This window comes from Amycolatopsis sp. NPDC114478 (assembly GCF_055633805.1).
This window is the reverse complement of sequence record NZ_JBVKDO010000001.1, coordinates 731,860-747,216: the sequence shown is the minus strand read 5'-3', so window position 1 is coordinate 747,216 and position 15,357 is coordinate 731,860. Positions and strand designations below refer to the sequence as shown.

The window sequence follows — 15,357 nt, the reverse complement described above, 5'->3', positions numbered from 1 at the left end:
CTGGGCGGACATTTCTGAGCCGGTTTCGTGGTGCCCGGCGGACAAGTGCGTTGACTTCGACCTCGCTGGAGGTTGCAGCGTGGCCGCATGAGAGCTGTGTGGTTGCGGGAGTTCGGCGGGCCGGAAGTGCTGGTCCCGGGAGACGCGCCCGACCCGGTCCCCGGGCCCGGTCAGGTGCTGGTCGAAGTGGCGTACGCGAACACGACGTTCGTCGAGACGCAGTTCCGGGCGGGTGCTCCCGGGCCGTTCCGCGCGGAGCCGCCGCTGATCCCGGGCAACGGCGTCGGCGGCGTGATCAGCGCGGTCGGCGAGGGGGTGGATCCGGGCTTGGCGGGGCAGCGGGTGGTGACGTCGACCGGCGGCTCCGGCGGGTACGCCCAGCGCGTGGCGGTGGACGCGGCGGCGGTGTTCCCCGTGCCGGCCGCGCTCGACCTCGACGCGGCGGTGGCGCTGCTCGCGGACGGCCGCACCGCGACCGGCTTGGTGCATGCGACCAGGGTGCGCCCGGGCGATCGAGTCCTGGTCGAGGCGGCGGCGGGCGGCGTCGGGGGACTGCTGGTGCAGCTGGCGAAGGCGGCGGGCGCGGTCGTCGTCGGCGCGGCGGGCGGGCCGGCGAAGGTGGCCCACGTCCAGGGTGCGGACGTCGTCGTCGACTACCTCGCGCCGGACTGGCCCGCGCGCGCCGGCGAGGTCGACGTCGTGTTCGACGGCGTGGGCGGCGAGATCGGCACCGCGGCGTTCGGGTTGCTGCGCCCGGGCGGCCGGATGGCGGTGTACGGCCTGGCGGGCGGCTCGTGGGCGGAAGTGTCCGAAGAGGACGCTGCCGCGCGCGGAGTCTCCCTGGTCCGTTCGATCGGGAGCCCGGCCGACATGCGGGCGTTCACGGAGTCGGCGCTGTCCGAAGCAGCGGCGGGCCGCCTGGTCCCGGTGATCGGCCGGCGCTTCCCGCTGGAGAAGGCCGCGGACGCCCACGCGGCGATCGAATCCCGAGCGACCATCGGCAAGACCTTGCTGGTCGCCTGAACGCCCTGAAGGGCACTCTTATGGACTCAAAAGTCATTAGAGTGCCCTTCAGGGAACGAAGTCAGGCGCGGTAGGCCGACCACGAGCTGTTCATCCGCGTGGTCTGGCCCGCGGTGAACTCGTACATGCAGCTGTCGTAGCTGTAGTCCATGAAGTTGTGCACCGGGTCCTTGCCCGTCGACGTGCACGTGTCCTTGTTCGCCGGACAGCCGGACGTCGCCGTCGACTCGGCCGGCGTGTCCGAGACGTAGTCGCCCGAACCGGAGCAGCCGCCCTGGAACGTGTGGTAGAGCCCCATCCAGTGGCCGATTTCGTGCGTGGCGGTGTCACCTTCGTTGTAGTTCGTCGCCGAGCGGCCCGGGAGGGACTCGTCGAGGATCACCACGCCGTCCATCGTCGGCTGCGAGTTGTAGTTCCAGGGGAACGTGGCCCAGCCGAGGAGGCTGTTGCCGAGGTTGGCGGTGTAGATGTTCAGCGCGTTCTTGCCGCCCTTGTGCAGGGCGGTCTTCATGTTGCGCTCGGCGGACGTGCCGTCGGTGATGCCGTTGTACCAGGTGGAGTTGTTCGTGTAGTCCGTGCTGACCAGCGAGAAGCTGTAGCCGCTGGCGGCGTACGCGCTGTTGAGCACCGAGATCTGCTTGGTGATCGTCGCCGCCGGCAGGTTGCCGGTCGAGCCGCTGGTGATCACGTGGAAGTACACCGGGATCGACACGGCCGCCGCGGCCTTCGCCGTCAGCGCCGTGCGCTTGCCGGCGAGCTTGCTCTGCATGTCGGCCTCGACGCGGGCGGCTTCGGCCGGGGACAGGCTGTCGGCTTGGCCGTCCTTGCTGCGGTCGGCCGACTGCGTCGGGGTGAAGCAGTCGCCCGACGGCGCCGCGACGGCGCTGCCGGTCGTGGTGCCCGGGACGACCAGGGCGACCAGGGAGAGCGCGGACACCGCGCCCAGCTTGACGGCCCTGCGGAACCGCTCCGAACTGCTCATGGAGACTCCTCTGCGACGACCCGGCTACCGCGGGTGCTGCGAAGAAGGTGAGTCAGGCGATCACCGGAATCCACCACCTTTCGGGTGGAAAAGACAATCGGAACGTTCGGCGCGATCCATGCGGAGTAACGCATACGACGTGTGTTGGGCCGATCGGCCCAACGTCAGCTCCAGCGCAGCGCCACCAGCTGGGTGATCAGGGCCAGCCGGACGTCCGGGTCGTCGAGGTCCATCGGGACCAGTTCGAGGAGCTTGCGCATCCGGTACCGCAGTGTGTTGGGGTGGATCCGCAGCTCCTGCGCCGCCGCGCGCGGGTCGCCGGGGTGGCGCAGCCACTCGTAGAGCGTCTCGACGTAACCGGCCTTGCCCGACTCGTCGTGGGCGCGCAGCGCACCCAGCGGGCCGAGCTCCGCGACCTTCGCCCCGGCCGCCGCCGTCGCGCCGCGGTGCAGCGTCAACGCCGTCCAGGCCTCGTCGAACGTGATCACGCGCTCGTCGAGCAGTTCCGCGCGCAGCAGGCCGAGCGCTTCGTCGGCCTGGAGGCGCGACGCCGACAGGTCACCGATCTCGCCAGGCGCCCCGGCCGCGGCTCGCGGGGCGCCGCCGCGCCGCGACGACGTCGTCGACAACGCCCCGCGCAGCTCCTCCCAGCCGCCGGGGCCCGGCCGGTCGGGGACCACGGCGTAGAGCAGGCCGCCCAGCTCGGTCGCCACCGGGCGGCGGCCGATGCCCTGGGAGATCCGTTCGAGCAGGGCGAGCCGCAGGCCTTCGGCGTCACGCCCGTCGCCGCCGGTGACCTCGATGACGACCACGCGGTGCGGCTCGTCGGACAGGTCCAGCTCCGCCATCGCCTTGCGCGGGTTCGCCCGGCCTTCGAGCACGCCGCGCAGCAGTTCCGCCGACGCGCGGCGCTGCGCGTCCGTGTGCGCGCGACGCCGCAGCAGGTGCAGCGCGACGACCGGGGCAGCGTCGGCGAAAGCGGCCGCGCGCTCGTCGGACACCGGCCCGGCGACCACCGCCCACATCGAGCCGAGCAGCTCGCCGCCCATCCGGATCGGCACGATCAGCCGCGGCAGCGTGCCGTCGCGCTGGGCGGGGACGAAGATCGTCTGCCGCCCGCGGGACAGTTCGCGGAACACCCCGCGCGACCGGAACCGCGCGAGCACGTCGTCGGGGATGCGCCGGCCCATGATCGTCGCGACGCGCGCGGGGTCGGTGAGGTCCTGGCGCGCGGAGTAGGCGAGCACGCGGGAGTTGGTGTCCTCGATGGTCACCGGCGCGTCCACAACGGACGCGACGGCGTCGGCCAGCCGGAAGAGGTCGCCGGAGCCGGGGTCGAGGTCCTCGGACTCGTCGGCGAGCGCGTCGAGGACGGTCCGCAGCAGCCACACCAGCTGCGCCCACGACGTCGCGGCGTGCACCTGGACGAGGGCGACGCCGCTGGCCTTCGCGGCGCGCTTGACGGCGGGTTTCGCGGCCACCGGCGGCTTGAGCAGCACCGCGGCGGCGCCCTGTTCGGCGCTGCGCTTCACCAGCTGGGCGGCGTCTTCGGGGCCGGTGATGGCCACCCCGAGCACGAGGTCGCCGGCGGCGAGGGCGAGCGCCCCGCCGGGTTCGGCGATCACGACGTCGGCGACGGCGGGCGAGTCGTCGGGCACCTGGAGCGCGTGGAGCAGCGTCGGCCCCACCCGGTCGACCACGCTGCGCACCGAGACCACGACGTCATTCTGGCCGAGAAACCGCTGGACGGCTCGGTAGGGTCGAAACGGTGAGCGACGCGCGGCGGATCGTCGAAACCGGCTACGACAGCTCGGCTGAGCGCTACCTCGAGTGGAGCGCCCGGATCGCCGACGACCCCCGGTTGCGCTTCCTCGGTGAGCTGACCGCCCGGCTCGACGACGGCGCCCGCGTCCTCGACCTCGGCTGCGGAGCGGGCGTGCCCTGCACGGCGGTGCTGGCCGAGCGGCACGACGTCCTCGGCGTCGACCTGTCCGCGGCGCAGCTCGACCTCGCGCGGCGCAACGTCCCGGCCGCGCGGTTCGAGAAGGCGGACATGGCCGAAGTGTCCTTTCCGGACGGGAGCTTCGACGCCGTCACGGCGTTCTACTCGGTGCTGCACGTGCCGCGCGAAGAGCAGGGCGCGCTCTTCGCGCGGATCGCGCGCTGGCTGCGGCCCGGCGACTGGTTCCTGGCCGCGCTGGGGTGCAGCGAAGCGGACGGCGTCGAGGAGAACTGGCTCGGCACGCCGATGTTCTTCAGCAGCCACGCTCCCGACGTCAACCGGCGCCTGCTGGCGGCGGCCGGGTTCACGCTCGTCGTCGACGAAACCGTGACCATGCACGAACCCGAGGGCGCGGCGACCTTCCACTGGGTGCTGGGCGGGCCTGCCGGTGCGCCGGGCGCCCGACCATTCGACGACGACTGATCCGTGCTATTCCGGGAATGGCGGGACCGAGCTTCCCCCGCGCGTTCCCCCGATTTTCGCAATCGCCGAAAATTCCCGCCGCGAACTCCGGGAGGACGGAAAGAACCGACCGGTGGCGGCGGATGTCCTTGCGGGGCAACAAACCCGCCCCGCTGAACCGGCTCGTCGATCTTGTGGCATTCTCTCGCGCTTGGCCGGAGCGATCGATTTCGGGAGCGCGAGGTGATCGGCTTGCACGGGCGTGCCGAAGCGGAATGGGAAAGGCTGGTCGTGGCCGGCAAGGCGATCCTGATCGCGCGGGCGGTGGTGGACCGGACGCTCTCCTACGGCGAATTCGCCGCGGCGCTGGTCCGCTGCACCGGCCACGCCGGGTTCGACTTCACCACCGCGGACGGCCGCGCCGGCATGGCGTACCTGGTCGACCGGATTTCGGACGCCGCCTTCGAGGAGGCAGGCGGCCGGCTGCTCGGCGCGTTCGTGCGCGACCTCGGCGCGGACGACGCCGGGTCCGGGTTCTACCGGCTCGCGGGCCGGAAGGGCCTGCCCGCGCCCCGGACCCGCGGCGGGCGCCGGCTGTTCTGGGCCGACCACGTCCGTGAGCTGCACGAACACTTCGTGCGCGCACTGCCGCGGCCGGCCCGTCGCGACGAGCTGCCGTCGGGAAGCGACTAGCGCGACAGCACGGCCGTCAGCACCCGCCGCAGCTCGCCGACGGGGTCGTCGACCGGCTCCTTCGCCCGCCACGCGACGATGCCGTCCGGGCGCACGAGTGACGCGCCGCCCGCCGAAAGGCCGTAGCGGGCAGCGATGTCGTCGAGCGCGTGGCATTCGAGGCGGACGCCGGTTTCGGCCGCGATGTCCGCCGCGGCGGGGGACCACCGCGACCCGTCGCCCGCGCAGAGCAGCACCCACGACCGGCCCAGCAGGTCCACAGTGGACGCGAGGCCGGGCGCCCGGAAGCCGGGCCGCCCGGTCGGCGCGTGGACGTCCTCGACGCGCGCACCGTCGTCCGGCTCTTCCGACAGCACGGCCGTCGAGCGGTACCGGAATCCGAGCATGGCGTTCAGCATGTCCTCCGGCTCGCCGACCCCCGAGAGGTCGAGGCCGGGGTGCATGCGCTGCTTCATGTTGTGCAGCGAGGTGTCGATGATCATCCGCGCGATCGGCTTGCGCTCGGCTTCGTAGGTGTCGAGCAGCGCCGGACCCGCTTCGCCGCGCAGCACCGCGGCGAGCTTCCACGCGATGTCCGCGCCGTCGCCGACCGCCGTGTTGCCGCCCTGGCCGCCGGTCGGCGGCGTCACCTTCGCGGCGTCGCCGACCAGGAATACGCGTCCGTCGCGGAACCGGTCGGCCAGCCGCGCGGCGACCTCCCACGAGCCCGTCCAGACGATCTCCGGCTCCAGGTCCGGCAGGTCGGTCGCCGCGCGGATCATCGAGACCAGCCGGTCGTGGGTGAAGTCCGCCGGGCTCTCGCCGCGGTCGGGGAAGTAGTCCGGCGCGAAGACGTACCGGTTCGGGATGTCGGTGTTGACCAGGCCCGCCGTGAATTCCGGGTGCTGCAGGTAGAACAGGTCGGTCACGCCGGCCTGGACGCGGTCGCCGAGGTCGGCGTCGAACACGACGCCGAGGCAGTGGCTCAGCGCGTCCAGGCCGGTGGTCCCGATGCCGAGGCGGGCCCGGATGCCGCTGCGGCCGCCGTCGGCGGCGACGACGTAGTCCGCGCGCACGACCGTCTCCTCGCCCGAGTCGCGGTGCCGCAGTGTCGCGGTGACGCCGTCGTCGTCCTGGGTCAGGTCGGCGAGCTCGGTGCGGAACCGCACCCGCGCGCCCGCCTTCTCCGCGTGCGCCAGCAGGATCGGCTCGACGACGTCCTGCCCGGCCATGCCGGCCGGCATCGTCGTCGACGCGGAGACGTCGATCTCGCTGCCGTCCTCCATGAGCCGGTGCAACACGCGGCCCGCCAGGCTCGTCGCGACGGTGATCCGCAGCCCCTGCGACGCCCGCGGGCTCACTTCCAGGACCTCGCGGTCGATTCCTGCCCAGTGGAACAGCTCCATCGTGCGCCAGTTCTGCCCGGCGGCCCGCGAGTGGACCGACGTTCCGGCGTGCCGCTCGACGGTCAGCACATCCACTCCCTCCCGCGCCAGGAACAGCGACGCGGCCAGTCCACCCAGCCCGGCCCCCACGACCAGCACCTGAACTCGCTCCGGCATGACTTCCTCCCTGTCTGTGAATCTCCCTGTGCAAATATCTTAGACACAAAGAGATTGGCTTGACAAGGAGACTGCTCTCCCAGGACGTGGGAACGGTTGGGTACTCCGTTCGGCCGAAGTAGCTTCGAACCACCAGACCCCTTGACCCGCAAGGAGAAACCGATGAGCGCGGACGACACCTCGGCGTGGTCCTTCGAGACCAGGCAGATCCACGCGGGCGCCGCGCCGGATCCGGCCACGGGCGCGCGGGCTACGCCGATCTACCAAACGACGTCGTACGTCTTCCGCGACAGCCAGCACGGCGCCGACCTGTTCAGCCTCGCCGAGCCCGGCAACATCTACACCCGGATCATGAACCCGACCCAGGATGTGCTGGAGCAGCGCGTCGCCTCGCTCGAAGGCGGTGTCGCGGCGCTGGCGTTCGCCTCCGGCTCGGCCGCGACCACGGCGGCGATCCTCAACCTCGCGGGCGCGGGTGACCACTTCGTCTCGAGTCAGTCGCTCTACGGCGGCACCTACAACCTCTTCCACTACACGCTGCCGAAGCTCGGCATCGAGGTCACGTTCATCGACGACCAGGACGACCTCGAGCAGTGGCGCGCCGCGGTCCGGCCGAACACGAAGTTCTTCTTCGCCGAGACGCTCGCCAACCCGGGCAGCAACGTCCTCGACATCCGCGGCGTCGCCGACACCGCGCACGAGGCCGGCGTCCCGCTTCTGGTCGACAACACCATCCCGACGCCTTACCTTGTAAGGCCGATCGAGCACGGCGCCGACGTCGTCATCCACTCGGCCACCAAGTACCTCGGCGGACACGGCACGACGATCGCCGGCGTCCTGGTCGACGGCGGCACGTTCGACTTCGGCAAGGACCCGGGGCGCTTCCCGGGCTTCACCGAGCCGGACCCGAGCTACCACGGCCTGAAGTACTGGGAGGCGCTCGGCCCGGGCGCGTTCGCGGCGAAGGCGCGCGTGCAGCTCCTGCGTGACACGGGTGCGGCGATCGCGCCGCTCAACAGCTTCCTGATCCTGCAGGGCATCGAAACGCTGTCGCTGCGCATCGAGCGGCACGTGCAGAACGCGCAGGCGCTCGCGGAGTGGCTGGAGCAGCGCGACGAGGTCGATACAGTGTATTACGCGGGACTGCCGTCCAGCCCGTACCACGCGGCGGCGCAGAAGTACCTGCCGCGCGGCGCGGGCGCGGTCCTGGCGTTCGACCTGCGCGGCGGCGTCGAGGCGGGACGCAAGTTCGTCGACGGCACCGAGCTGCACAGCCAGCTGGTGAACCTCGGCGACGTCCGCAGCCTGATCGTGCACCCGGCGTCGACCACGCACAGCCAGCTCGCGCCGCAGGAGCAGCTCGCCAGCGGCGTGACGCCGGGCCTGGTCCGGATCGCCGTCGGGCTGGAGGGGATCGAGGACCTCAAGGCCGACCTGGAGGCCGGATTCCGGGCGGCCAAGGCGGAACTGTGACCGTTACCGGCGCCTGGCGGGTCGGGGACCCGCCAGGCCGCCGGCAGTTCGTCACCGGTCCCGGCGCGCTCGCGCTGGAGGCCGGTGGCGTGCTGCCGGAGTTAACGATCGCTTACGAAACCTGGGGGACGCTGAACTCGGACGCGTCCAACGCGGTTCTCGTCGAACACGCGCTGACCGGAGACAGCCACGCGGCCGGGCCGCGGGAACCGGGACACCCCAGCGCGGGCTGGTGGGACGGGCTGATCGGCCCCGGGAAGGCCTTGGACACCGGCGAGTTCTTCGTCGTGGTCCCGAACGTGCTCGGCGGGTGCCAGGGCTCGACCGGACCCTCGTCGGACTTCGACGGCAAGCCGTGGGGCAGCCGGTTCCCGGTCGTGACGGTCCGGGACCAGGTGGCTTCCGAAGCCGTGCTGGCGGACGCGCTGGGCATCGAGCGCTGGGCGGCCGTCGTCGGCGGGTCGATGGGCGGGATGCGCGCGCTGGAGTGGGCGGTGACGCTGCCCGCGCGCGTGGCGTCGGTGCTGGTTCTGGCGTCGACGGCGCGGGCGTCGGCCGAGCAGATCGCCTGGGCGGCGCCGCAGTTGCACGCGATCCGGTCGGACCCGCACTTCCACGGCGGCGACTACTACTCGTCGCCGGCGGGACCGCACGCCGGGCTGGGTATCGCGCGGCGGATCGCGCACGTCACCTACCGCAGCGAGCCGGAGCTGGCCCGGCGGTTCGGCCGGTCGTACCAGGGTGACGAGGACCCGTTGCGGGGCGGGCGGTTCGCCGTCGAGTCCTATTTGGACCACCACGCGGACAAGCTGGCCGCGCGGTTCGACGCGAACAGCTATCTGGTGCTGACGGAGTCGATGAACACCCACGACGTCGGCCGCGACCGCGGCGGCGTGGCGGCGGCGCTGGGCCGGGTGACGGCTCGAACGGTGATCGGGGGAGTCGACAGCGACCGGCTCTACCCGCTGTACCAGTCGGCGGAGATCGCCGCGGGCATCCCGGGCGCGCCGGAGCCGTCGGTGGTGTCGTCGCCGTACGGCCACGATTCGTTCCTCATCGAGACGGGCCAGATCTCGGCGCTGGTGAAGGCGTTGCTGGGTTAGTACGTTCCCGGGCGTACGACGACAAGCCGTTCCCGGACGGACGACCGGGCCCGCGTCGCCGCGGGATCGTGGCGGCATGCGGAAAACCTGGCTGCTGTTCGGCGTCGCGATCGGGTTCGGCGCGCTGCTCGGCTACCCGTACCTGGGCCTCGACATCGCCGACAGCCGGCTCGACGTGCGCGACGGCGTCCAGTACTCGGTCCTGGTGGCGCACATCTTCACGGCCACCGTGGCGCTCGTGCTCGGTCCGCTGCAGTTCGTGCCCCAGGTGCGGGCGCGCAAGCGGCTCCACCGGACGCTCGGCCGTGTCTACCTCCTGGCCGGGGTGGTGCCGTCGGCGCTGGCCGCGATCCCGGTCGCCGTCTGGTCCGGGCGCCCCCTCGCGCAGGTCAGCCTGACCGCCGCGGCGGTCCTGTGGCTGGTCACCGGGGGCCTCGCGTACCGCGCGGCGAGGCGGCGCGACTTCGCCGCCCACCGGGCGTGGATGCTGCGGAACTACGCGCTGACGTTCCTCGCCGTCACCTCACGCGTGCTCGTGCCGGTACTGCTGCTGGCCCAGGCCCCGCTCGGCGGCGTCGACCCGGCGAGCGCGACCGCGCTGATCCCCGTCGGGCAGACGCTGGGCTGGGTCGTCAACCTGGTCGTCGTCGAAATCCTGCTCCGGCGCGGTCAGCGCCCGGCGACGCGTTCGCCCAGGCGCACCAACCGGTTCGCCACTCGGCGTGACGCGCCCGCCGCGTAGTCGCCGAGGCGTTCGGCCGCGCGGTCGGATAGTTTCGCGACCCGCCACGCGACGTCGTCCGCGCGGTCGCCCGCTTCGTCGCCGGCGGTGGTGATCCGGTCGGCGAGCCGGCCGGTGCCCGCGGCGAGCAGATCCTTGAGTGCCATGACTTCCCCTCCGCTAGAGCATTCCGGCGCGGCGCCACAGCACCGCGCTCGGGCCGCCGATCAGGTCGTTCTCCCGCAGGAACCGGACGAGCTTGCGGGCCCCGAAAGCCAGGGTTTTCCGCCGGTGCGGGCTGGTCCGGGCGGCGGCCACCGCGACGCCGGGGTCGATCCCCGAGCGCAGGTACTGCCGTGGCCGCGAGAGCAGGCGGGACATCAGCAGCGCGCCGACGGCGACGACGATCCGCGCGAACTCCTTGCGCCACCAGGGCGCGTCCGCGAGTTCCCGGACCAGGTCGTCACGCGCGTACCGGACGTGCCGCGCCTCTTCGGTGACGTGGATGCGCATCACCGCGCGGACCACCGGCTGCACGGACTCGTCGTCGAGGTGCTCGCGCTGCAGCGCGTCGAAGATCTCCTCGCCGATCAGCGTCGCCACCCACATCGCCGGGCCGTGCAGGATCACCGGGAGCGCCTGCGCGGACAGCTGCAGCCAGCGGTTGTTGCGGTACGGCCGGCCGCCGACGCGCTCGATCAGCGTCGCGAACATCGTGGAGTGCCGGCACTCGTCGGCGACCTCGGTCAGCGCGTAGTGCACGTGCCGGGTCGTCGGGTCCTGGCGGTAGGACGCGCGCAGCAGCATCTGCATGAGGATCAGCTCGAACCAGATCCCGACGCTGACGGTGTTCACGAGCTCCTGGCGCGACAGCTCGATCCGCTGCGCGCGGCTCAGCGTGTCCCAGACCGGCGTGCCGTATAGGGAGACGAGCTTTTCGGGGATGAAGAACTGGTCGTCGTTCAGCGGCGCGGCCCAGTGGACGTCGACGCCGGGGTCGTAGGAGAGCCGGGCGCTCGAGCGGAGCAGCCGTTCCGCGGTGGCTTCGCGATCACCCATCCGTGCCTCCCTGTGTCGTTTAACACTAGAACGCATGAAACAATCTCCGTCAAGATGTAAAGTCCGCTCATGCGCGATCTCCTGAAGCACGCGCTCGAAGCCGAACTGCCCGGCGACGAGACCGCGGAACGGATCATGGGCGCGGCGCTCACCCAGGCCGAGGACTTCGGGCTGCGCCGGTTCACCGTGGACGACGTCGCGCGCCGCGTCGGCCTCTCGCGGGTGACGATCTACCGCTACTTCCCGAAGAAGGACCAGCTGCTGGGCGCGCTGATCCAGCGGGAGATGAAGCGGTTCCTGACGAAGGTCGACGCCGTCGTCGAGGCGCAGCCGACCCCGGAGGAGAAGCTCATCGAGGGGTTGAGCTTCTCCTTGGGGTACCTGCGCGGGCACCGGCTGCTCAACCGCCTGCTGCGCACCGAGCCGGAGCTGATCCTCCCGCACCTGACGGTCCAGGCGGGCGGCCTGTTCGCGGCGGCCCGGACGCGGATCGCGGCGCACTTCCACGCGGAGATCGCGGCGGGCCGGCTCCGCCTGCCCGCCGGCGACGTCGACGGAATGGCCGAGCTGCTGATCCGGATCGTCGTGTCGCTGGTGCTGACCCCGGAGACGGTCTTGCCGGTGGACGACGACGCCCAGCGCCGCCGGCTGGCCGAGCTGTACCTGGCGCCGATCGTCCGCTCGCTGCGTCCTTGACTCAGCCCTGCCGGGTGGGCCGGATGGTGAGGTCGCCGATCTCGACGTCGTCGGGCTGCTCGATGGCGAACGCGATGGCCCGCGCGACGGCGTCGGGGCTGATGCCGAGCGTCGCCATCGCCTGCTGGGCCTGCTCGCGCTGCGCGGGGTCCTCGACGTAGTCGACGAGTTCGGTGCGCACGTACCCCGGCGAGATCGACGTCGTGCGCAGGACGCCGTCGATGGACTCCTGGCGCAGCGCCTCCAGCAGCGTCCGCACGGCGTTCTTGGTCCCCGCGTAGACGGCTTGGGTCGGGACGATCTTCAGTCCCGACGTCGAGACGGTCGTGACGAAGTGCCCGCGGCCCTGCGCGCGGAACACCGGCAGCGCGGCGGCGATGCCGTGCAGGACGCCGCGGAGGTTGACGTCGATCATCGCGTCCCAGGCGTCGACGTCGAGGTCCGCGATCGGCGCGATCCGGGCGACGCCGGCGTTGGCCACCAGGACGTCGAGGCGTCCGAACCGGTCGACGGCTCGCGTGACGAGCCGCTCGAGATCGGCGCGCCGGGTGACGTCGACGTCCAGCACCTCGACGCGGCCGCCGTCGTCGCGGATCTTTTCCGCGAGCGCTTCCAGCCGGTCGGTGCGCCGGGCGCCGAGCACCACCGCCGCCCCGCGGCCGGCGAGCTCCCGCGCGGTCGCTTCGCCGATCCCGCTGCTCGCGCCGGTGATCGCGACGACCTTGTCCAGTCCGTTCGTCATGAGGTCCTCCGTTAAACTGACAACTGTCCGGTTAACCCTAACGGACACTTGTCCACTTATGCGAGGAGAGTGCTGTGGCCGGTCGTGAGCGCCGTTCGGACGCCGTCGCCAACCGCGACCGGATCGTCGAGGCCGCGCGGGCGGAGCTGAGCGAGTCCAACGGCGCGGCCGACGACCTGAAGCTGCACCGGGTCGCCAAGGCCGCGGGCGTCGGGCAGGGCACGCTCTACCGGCACTTCCCGACGCGCGAGCACCTGCTGGCGGAGGTGTACCGGGCCGAGCTGACCCAGCTCGTCGACACCGTCGAGCCCCTGCTGGCGAAGCACTCGCCGCTGGACGCGCTGTCCCGCTGGCTGGACCGGCTGGTCGAGTACGCGCGCGTCAAACGCGGCGTCATGGCGGCGATCGAGGTGCCGGCGTGGCAGGACCTCTACTCCGGCCAGCACCACCGGCTCGACGAAGCGCTCGAAACGCTGCTGGACCAGGGAAAGGCGGTCGGAGAGATCCGCGCCGGAGTCGACGCCGCCGACGTCATCCGGCTGCTCGGAGCGCTTTCGCGGATCCCGGAGGCCGAGTGGGACGAGCGGGCACCCCGGATCGTGGCGGTGATCGTCGACGGCATCCGCGCCTAGTCGGAGACGGCTTCCGAGATCCAGGGGGCCACCGGCAGGTCGCGGTCGAGGCATTCGACCGACAGCCGGATCGTCCAGCGCAAGGCCTGCAGCACCAGGCTGTCCACCTCGTCGGGCGCCGCGTTGGCGAGGGCGATCTCGACCTGCTCCTGCGCGGCCTCGGTGTTGCCGTGGACCTCCGCCAGCAGCGTCCGGACCGCGGTCCGCACCGGCGGGTCGGCCTGGTCGATCGAGACCTCTTCGCCGTCCTCGTCGAAGACCTGGACCTTCACCGGGGCGCTGCCGCCGTCGCCGAGGGTGGAGACCATCGCGCTGCACTCGCCGAACAGCAGCAGCATCAACGCCTTCGTCTCGTCCGCGCGGGCCTGCGGTTCGACGGCCGTCGGCGCGACCTCGACGAGGGCTTCGGCGTCGTCTCCGAGGCTCAACGCCGTCAGCGCGCGCTGAGCCTTCTCGACGAGCTCCTGCTCGTTCCAGTCCGCATCCACGTGCCCCATCAAACACCAGCGACGGCGGTCGTGGGGATACCTTGATCCGGGTCGGTCATCCGACCGCGCGGAGCGCACCCAGCGCGAGCCGGGCGAGCAGTTCGGCGAGCTCCGAGTCACCGAGATGGCGGTTGTACGGCGTCGAGTTGATCAGTCCGAACACGGCGTGTGCCGCCGACCGCGCCTCCCGTTCTCCCAGCTCCGGCGTGGCTTCCCGGATCGCGCGGACCCACACCTCGACGTACTGGCGCTGCAGCGCGCGGACCTGCTTGCGGTCGGCGTCGGTGAGGTTCGCGAGGTTGCGCTCCTGAACGGTGATCAACGCCGGGTGGTTGAGCGCGAAGCCGACGTGGAACGCCACCAGGCCGGCCAGCGTGTCGTCCGGCGTGCCGGGCCGGGCCGCCCACGTGGTGCCGCCGTCGAGCAGGTAGCGGCTGATCGAGTTCAGCATCTCGCCGAGGATCGCGTCCTTGCTGCGGAAGTGCCGGTAGAGCGCGGGCCCGGAGATCCCGACGGCGGCGCCGATGTCGTCGATGCCCACGCCGTGGAACCCGTGGTGGGCGAACAGCTCGGCGGCCGCGGCCAGGATCTGTTCGCGCCTGTTGGCCTTCTCGCCGTTCACGAGAGGAGTGGGGTTGGCCGGCATCCGGTCATAGTAGAGCGGCAGGTTAGCGAGCGCTAACACCGAGTGGCGCCCGCCTCGCTTCGGGACGTCCGCGGGCGCGGCCGGACGGTGCGGTCACCGGCCCGGGTGAACCTCGCCGCGTGTCGCCGATGTCCGCCTCTGTCCGTCCCGCTGTTCCGGCGAAACTCCCTGTTAGCGAGCGCTAACCGTGTTCCCGTCTTCCGGCGTGGGCCGAGTGGGTTACTTACAGGTAACTAGGGGTTCCTTGTGGGGCTTCCACCTGCTGTGATTTTCAGGTCGGTTCTGTCACAAAGGAGTGGCCCATGGGGGTTCCGATCCGTCTTTCGCGACGGTTTGTCCAGAGGTTGAGCACGGCTCTCGGGGCCGTCGTCCTGTCCACTCTCGGCGTCACGGGCCTCGCCCACGCCGCCGGGACCGTCTACGCCGCGCTCGGCGACTCCTACTCCTCGGGAGTCGGGGCCGGCAGCTACGGCAGCTCCGGGAGTTGCTACCGCAGCTCCAACGCCTACGGTCAGCTCTGGGCCAACGCCCACAGCGGCACGTCGTTCACCTTCCTCGCCTGCTCGGGCGCGAAGACCGGCGACGTCATCAACCAGGCCAACTCCATCCCCTCCAACGCGACCCTGGTCACGGTCACCGTGGGCGGCAACGACGCCGGCTTCAGCGACGTGATCCAGACCTGCACCCTCGGCAGCGACTCGGACTGCGTCAACCGGGTCAACACCGCGAAGACCTACGTCAACAACACCCTGCCGCCGTTGCTGACGAACACCTACAACGCGATCAAGGCCAAGGCGCCGGGCGCTCGCCTCGTCGTCCTGTCCTACCCGCGCTTCTACACCGTGCCCGGCTCCTGCTGGGTCGGGCTCAGCGACACCAAGCGGACCGCGATCAACTCCGGCGCGGACACCCTCGCCTCGGTGATCCAGTCCCGCGCGGCGTCGGCGGGTGCGACGTTCGTGGACGTGCGGCCGTCGTTCGTCGGGCACAACATCTGCTCGTCGGCCGACGACTACCTGCACAGCCTCACCTGGCCGGTGATCGAGTCCTACCACCCGACGGTGGCCGGGCAGTCGGGCGGCTACTACGCCCCGCTGCGCGGCGCCATCGGCTGACGCACCTCCCGCGGTACGGAGGCCACCCCGGTTCGCCGG

At 71.6% G+C, this 15,357-nt stretch carries 17 protein-coding genes; 9 read left to right on the top strand and 8 right to left on the bottom strand.

Annotation, left to right across the window (positions count from 1 at the left end):
- Positions 1–87 precede the first annotated feature (87 nt).
- On the top strand, positions 88–1,023 hold the full coding sequence (locus ACZ7OH_RS03660) for a zinc-binding dehydrogenase (RefSeq protein ID WP_470279416.1): 936 nt from the start codon (positions 88–90) through the stop codon (positions 1,021–1,023).
- Between the two features lie 61 nt (positions 1,024–1,084).
- On the opposite strand, the gene ACZ7OH_RS03655 is transcribed toward ACZ7OH_RS03660, so the two are convergent.
- Positions 1,085–2,005, bottom strand: coding sequence for a zinc metalloprotease (locus tag ACZ7OH_RS03655; RefSeq protein WP_470279415.1), 921 nt, complete (start codon positions 2,003–2,005; stop codon positions 1,085–1,087).
- Positions 2,006–2,169: 164 nt separating this feature from the next.
- Positions 2,170–3,723: a PucR family transcriptional regulator gene (locus tag ACZ7OH_RS03650; RefSeq protein ID WP_470279414.1), complete on the bottom strand. Its 1,554-nt coding sequence runs from the start codon at positions 3,721–3,723 to the stop codon at positions 2,170–2,172.
- Positions 3,724–3,773: 50 nt separating this feature from the next.
- Here ACZ7OH_RS03650 and ACZ7OH_RS03645 point away from each other — a divergent pair, with 50 nt between their 5' ends.
- Positions 3,774–4,430 carry a class I SAM-dependent methyltransferase gene (locus tag ACZ7OH_RS03645; protein ID WP_470279413.1) on the top strand — a complete coding sequence of 219 codons (657 nt, stop codon included), beginning with the start codon at positions 3,774–3,776 and terminating at the stop codon, positions 4,428–4,430.
- Positions 4,431–4,652: 222 nt separating this feature from the next.
- The gene (locus ACZ7OH_RS03640) at positions 4,653–5,102 is read left to right on the top strand and encodes a hypothetical protein (RefSeq protein WP_470279412.1); all 450 of its coding nucleotides are present in this window, start codon (positions 4,653–4,655) and stop codon (positions 5,100–5,102) included.
- On the opposite strand, the gene rdmE is transcribed toward ACZ7OH_RS03640, so the two are convergent.
- Positions 5,099–6,643 (bottom strand): aklavinone 12-hydroxylase RdmE, encoded by a 1,545-nt coding sequence (gene rdmE / locus ACZ7OH_RS03635; RefSeq protein WP_470279411.1) that lies wholly within the window; start codon positions 6,641–6,643, stop codon positions 5,099–5,101. The two genes, ACZ7OH_RS03640 and rdmE, sit on opposite strands and share 4 nt — an antisense overlap.
- A gap of 162 nt (positions 6,644–6,805) precedes the next feature.
- On the opposite strand from rdmE, the gene ACZ7OH_RS03630 reads away from it, so the two are divergent.
- The 3 genes from ACZ7OH_RS03630 (at position 6,806) to ACZ7OH_RS03620 (ending at position 9,961) form a co-directional block, all read left to right on the top strand.
- Positions 6,806–8,116, top strand: a complete 1,311-nt coding sequence (locus ACZ7OH_RS03630; protein WP_470279410.1) for a bifunctional o-acetylhomoserine/o-acetylserine sulfhydrylase — start codon at positions 6,806–6,808, stop codon at positions 8,114–8,116.
- A complete protein-coding gene (gene metX / locus ACZ7OH_RS03625; RefSeq protein WP_470279409.1) occupies positions 8,113–9,219 on the top strand; it encodes a homoserine O-acetyltransferase MetX in 1,107 nt (368 codons plus the stop codon). Before ACZ7OH_RS03630 ends, metX begins: the two co-directional genes overlap by 4 nt.
- A 76-nt stretch (positions 9,220–9,295) precedes the next feature.
- Positions 9,296–9,961, top strand: coding sequence for a DUF2306 domain-containing protein (locus tag ACZ7OH_RS03620; protein ID WP_470279408.1), 666 nt, complete (start codon positions 9,296–9,298; stop codon positions 9,959–9,961).
- Here the strand turns inward: ACZ7OH_RS03620 and ACZ7OH_RS03615 are convergent.
- Both ACZ7OH_RS03615 and ACZ7OH_RS03610 read right to left on the bottom strand, forming a co-directional pair.
- A complete protein-coding gene (locus ACZ7OH_RS03615; RefSeq protein WP_086670488.1) occupies positions 9,889–10,107 on the bottom strand; it encodes a hypothetical protein in 219 nt (72 codons plus the stop codon). The two genes, ACZ7OH_RS03620 and ACZ7OH_RS03615, sit on opposite strands and share 73 nt — an antisense overlap.
- A 13-nt stretch (positions 10,108–10,120) precedes the next feature.
- The gene (locus ACZ7OH_RS03610) at positions 10,121–10,999 is read right to left on the bottom strand and encodes an AurF N-oxygenase family protein (protein ID WP_470279407.1); all 879 of its coding nucleotides are present in this window, start codon (positions 10,997–10,999) and stop codon (positions 10,121–10,123) included.
- 69 nt (positions 11,000–11,068) lie between these two features.
- Between ACZ7OH_RS03610 and ACZ7OH_RS03605 the strand changes: the two genes are divergently transcribed.
- Positions 11,069–11,695, top strand: coding sequence for a TetR/AcrR family transcriptional regulator (locus tag ACZ7OH_RS03605; RefSeq protein ID WP_470279406.1), 627 nt, complete (start codon positions 11,069–11,071; stop codon positions 11,693–11,695).
- Between the two features lies 1 nt (position 11,696).
- Here ACZ7OH_RS03605 and ACZ7OH_RS03600 read toward each other — a convergent pair whose 3' ends face one another.
- Positions 11,697–12,437 carry an SDR family oxidoreductase gene (locus ACZ7OH_RS03600; protein WP_470279405.1) on the bottom strand — a complete coding sequence of 247 codons (741 nt, stop codon included), beginning with the start codon at positions 12,435–12,437 and terminating at the stop codon, positions 11,697–11,699.
- A gap of 74 nt (positions 12,438–12,511) precedes the next feature.
- On the opposite strand from ACZ7OH_RS03600, the gene ACZ7OH_RS03595 reads away from it, so the two are divergent.
- A complete protein-coding gene (locus ACZ7OH_RS03595) occupies positions 12,512–13,069 on the top strand; it encodes a TetR/AcrR family transcriptional regulator (RefSeq protein WP_470279404.1) in 558 nt (185 codons plus the stop codon).
- Here ACZ7OH_RS03595 and ACZ7OH_RS03590 read toward each other — a convergent pair.
- Together ACZ7OH_RS03590 and ACZ7OH_RS03585 are read right to left on the bottom strand one after the other, a co-directional pair.
- The gene (locus ACZ7OH_RS03590; protein ID WP_086670478.1) at positions 13,066–13,566 is read right to left on the bottom strand and encodes a hypothetical protein; all 501 of its coding nucleotides are present in this window, start codon (positions 13,564–13,566) and stop codon (positions 13,066–13,068) included. The genes ACZ7OH_RS03595 and ACZ7OH_RS03590 overlap by 4 nt on opposite strands.
- Before the next feature lie 46 nt (positions 13,567–13,612).
- The gene (locus ACZ7OH_RS03585; RefSeq protein WP_470279403.1) at positions 13,613–14,203 is read right to left on the bottom strand and encodes an SACE_7040 family transcriptional regulator; all 591 of its coding nucleotides are present in this window, start codon (positions 14,201–14,203) and stop codon (positions 13,613–13,615) included.
- A gap of 344 nt (positions 14,204–14,547) precedes the next feature.
- Between ACZ7OH_RS03585 and ACZ7OH_RS03580 the strand changes: the two genes are divergently transcribed.
- Positions 14,548–15,318 (top strand): SGNH/GDSL hydrolase family protein, encoded by a 771-nt coding sequence (locus ACZ7OH_RS03580; RefSeq protein ID WP_400894431.1) that lies wholly within the window; start codon positions 14,548–14,550, stop codon positions 15,316–15,318.
- Positions 15,319–15,357: the final 39 nt, after the last annotated feature.

Coding starts and splice junctions, on each gene's coding strand:
- ACZ7OH_RS03660 (WP_470279416.1), top strand. CDS start 88: ATGAGAGCTGTGTGGTTGCGGGAGTTCGGCGGGCCGGAAGTGCTGGTC.
- ACZ7OH_RS03655 (WP_470279415.1), bottom strand. CDS start 2,005: ATGAGCAGTTCGGAGCGGTTCCGCAGGGCCGTCAAGCTGGGCGCGGTG.
- rdmE (WP_470279411.1), bottom strand. CDS start 6,643: ATGCCGGAGCGAGTTCAGGTGCTGGTCGTGGGGGCCGGGCTGGGTGGA.
- ACZ7OH_RS03630 (WP_470279410.1), top strand. CDS start 6,806: ATGAGCGCGGACGACACCTCGGCGTGGTCCTTCGAGACCAGGCAGATC.
- ACZ7OH_RS03620 (WP_470279408.1), top strand. CDS start 9,296: ATGCGGAAAACCTGGCTGCTGTTCGGCGTCGCGATCGGGTTCGGCGCG.
- ACZ7OH_RS03615 (WP_086670488.1), bottom strand. CDS start 10,107: ATGGCACTCAAGGATCTGCTCGCCGCGGGCACCGGCCGGCTCGCCGAC.
- ACZ7OH_RS03610 (WP_470279407.1), bottom strand. CDS start 10,999: ATGGGTGATCGCGAAGCCACCGCGGAACGGCTGCTCCGCTCGAGCGCC.
- ACZ7OH_RS03605 (WP_470279406.1), top strand. CDS start 11,069: ATGCGCGATCTCCTGAAGCACGCGCTCGAAGCCGAACTGCCCGGCGAC.
- ACZ7OH_RS03600 (WP_470279405.1), bottom strand. CDS start 12,437: ATGACGAACGGACTGGACAAGGTCGTCGCGATCACCGGCGCGAGCAGC.
- ACZ7OH_RS03590 (WP_086670478.1), bottom strand. CDS start 13,566: ATGGGGCACGTGGATGCGGACTGGAACGAGCAGGAGCTCGTCGAGAAG.
- ACZ7OH_RS03585 (WP_470279403.1), bottom strand. CDS start 14,203: ATGCCGGCCAACCCCACTCCTCTCGTGAACGGCGAGAAGGCCAACAGG.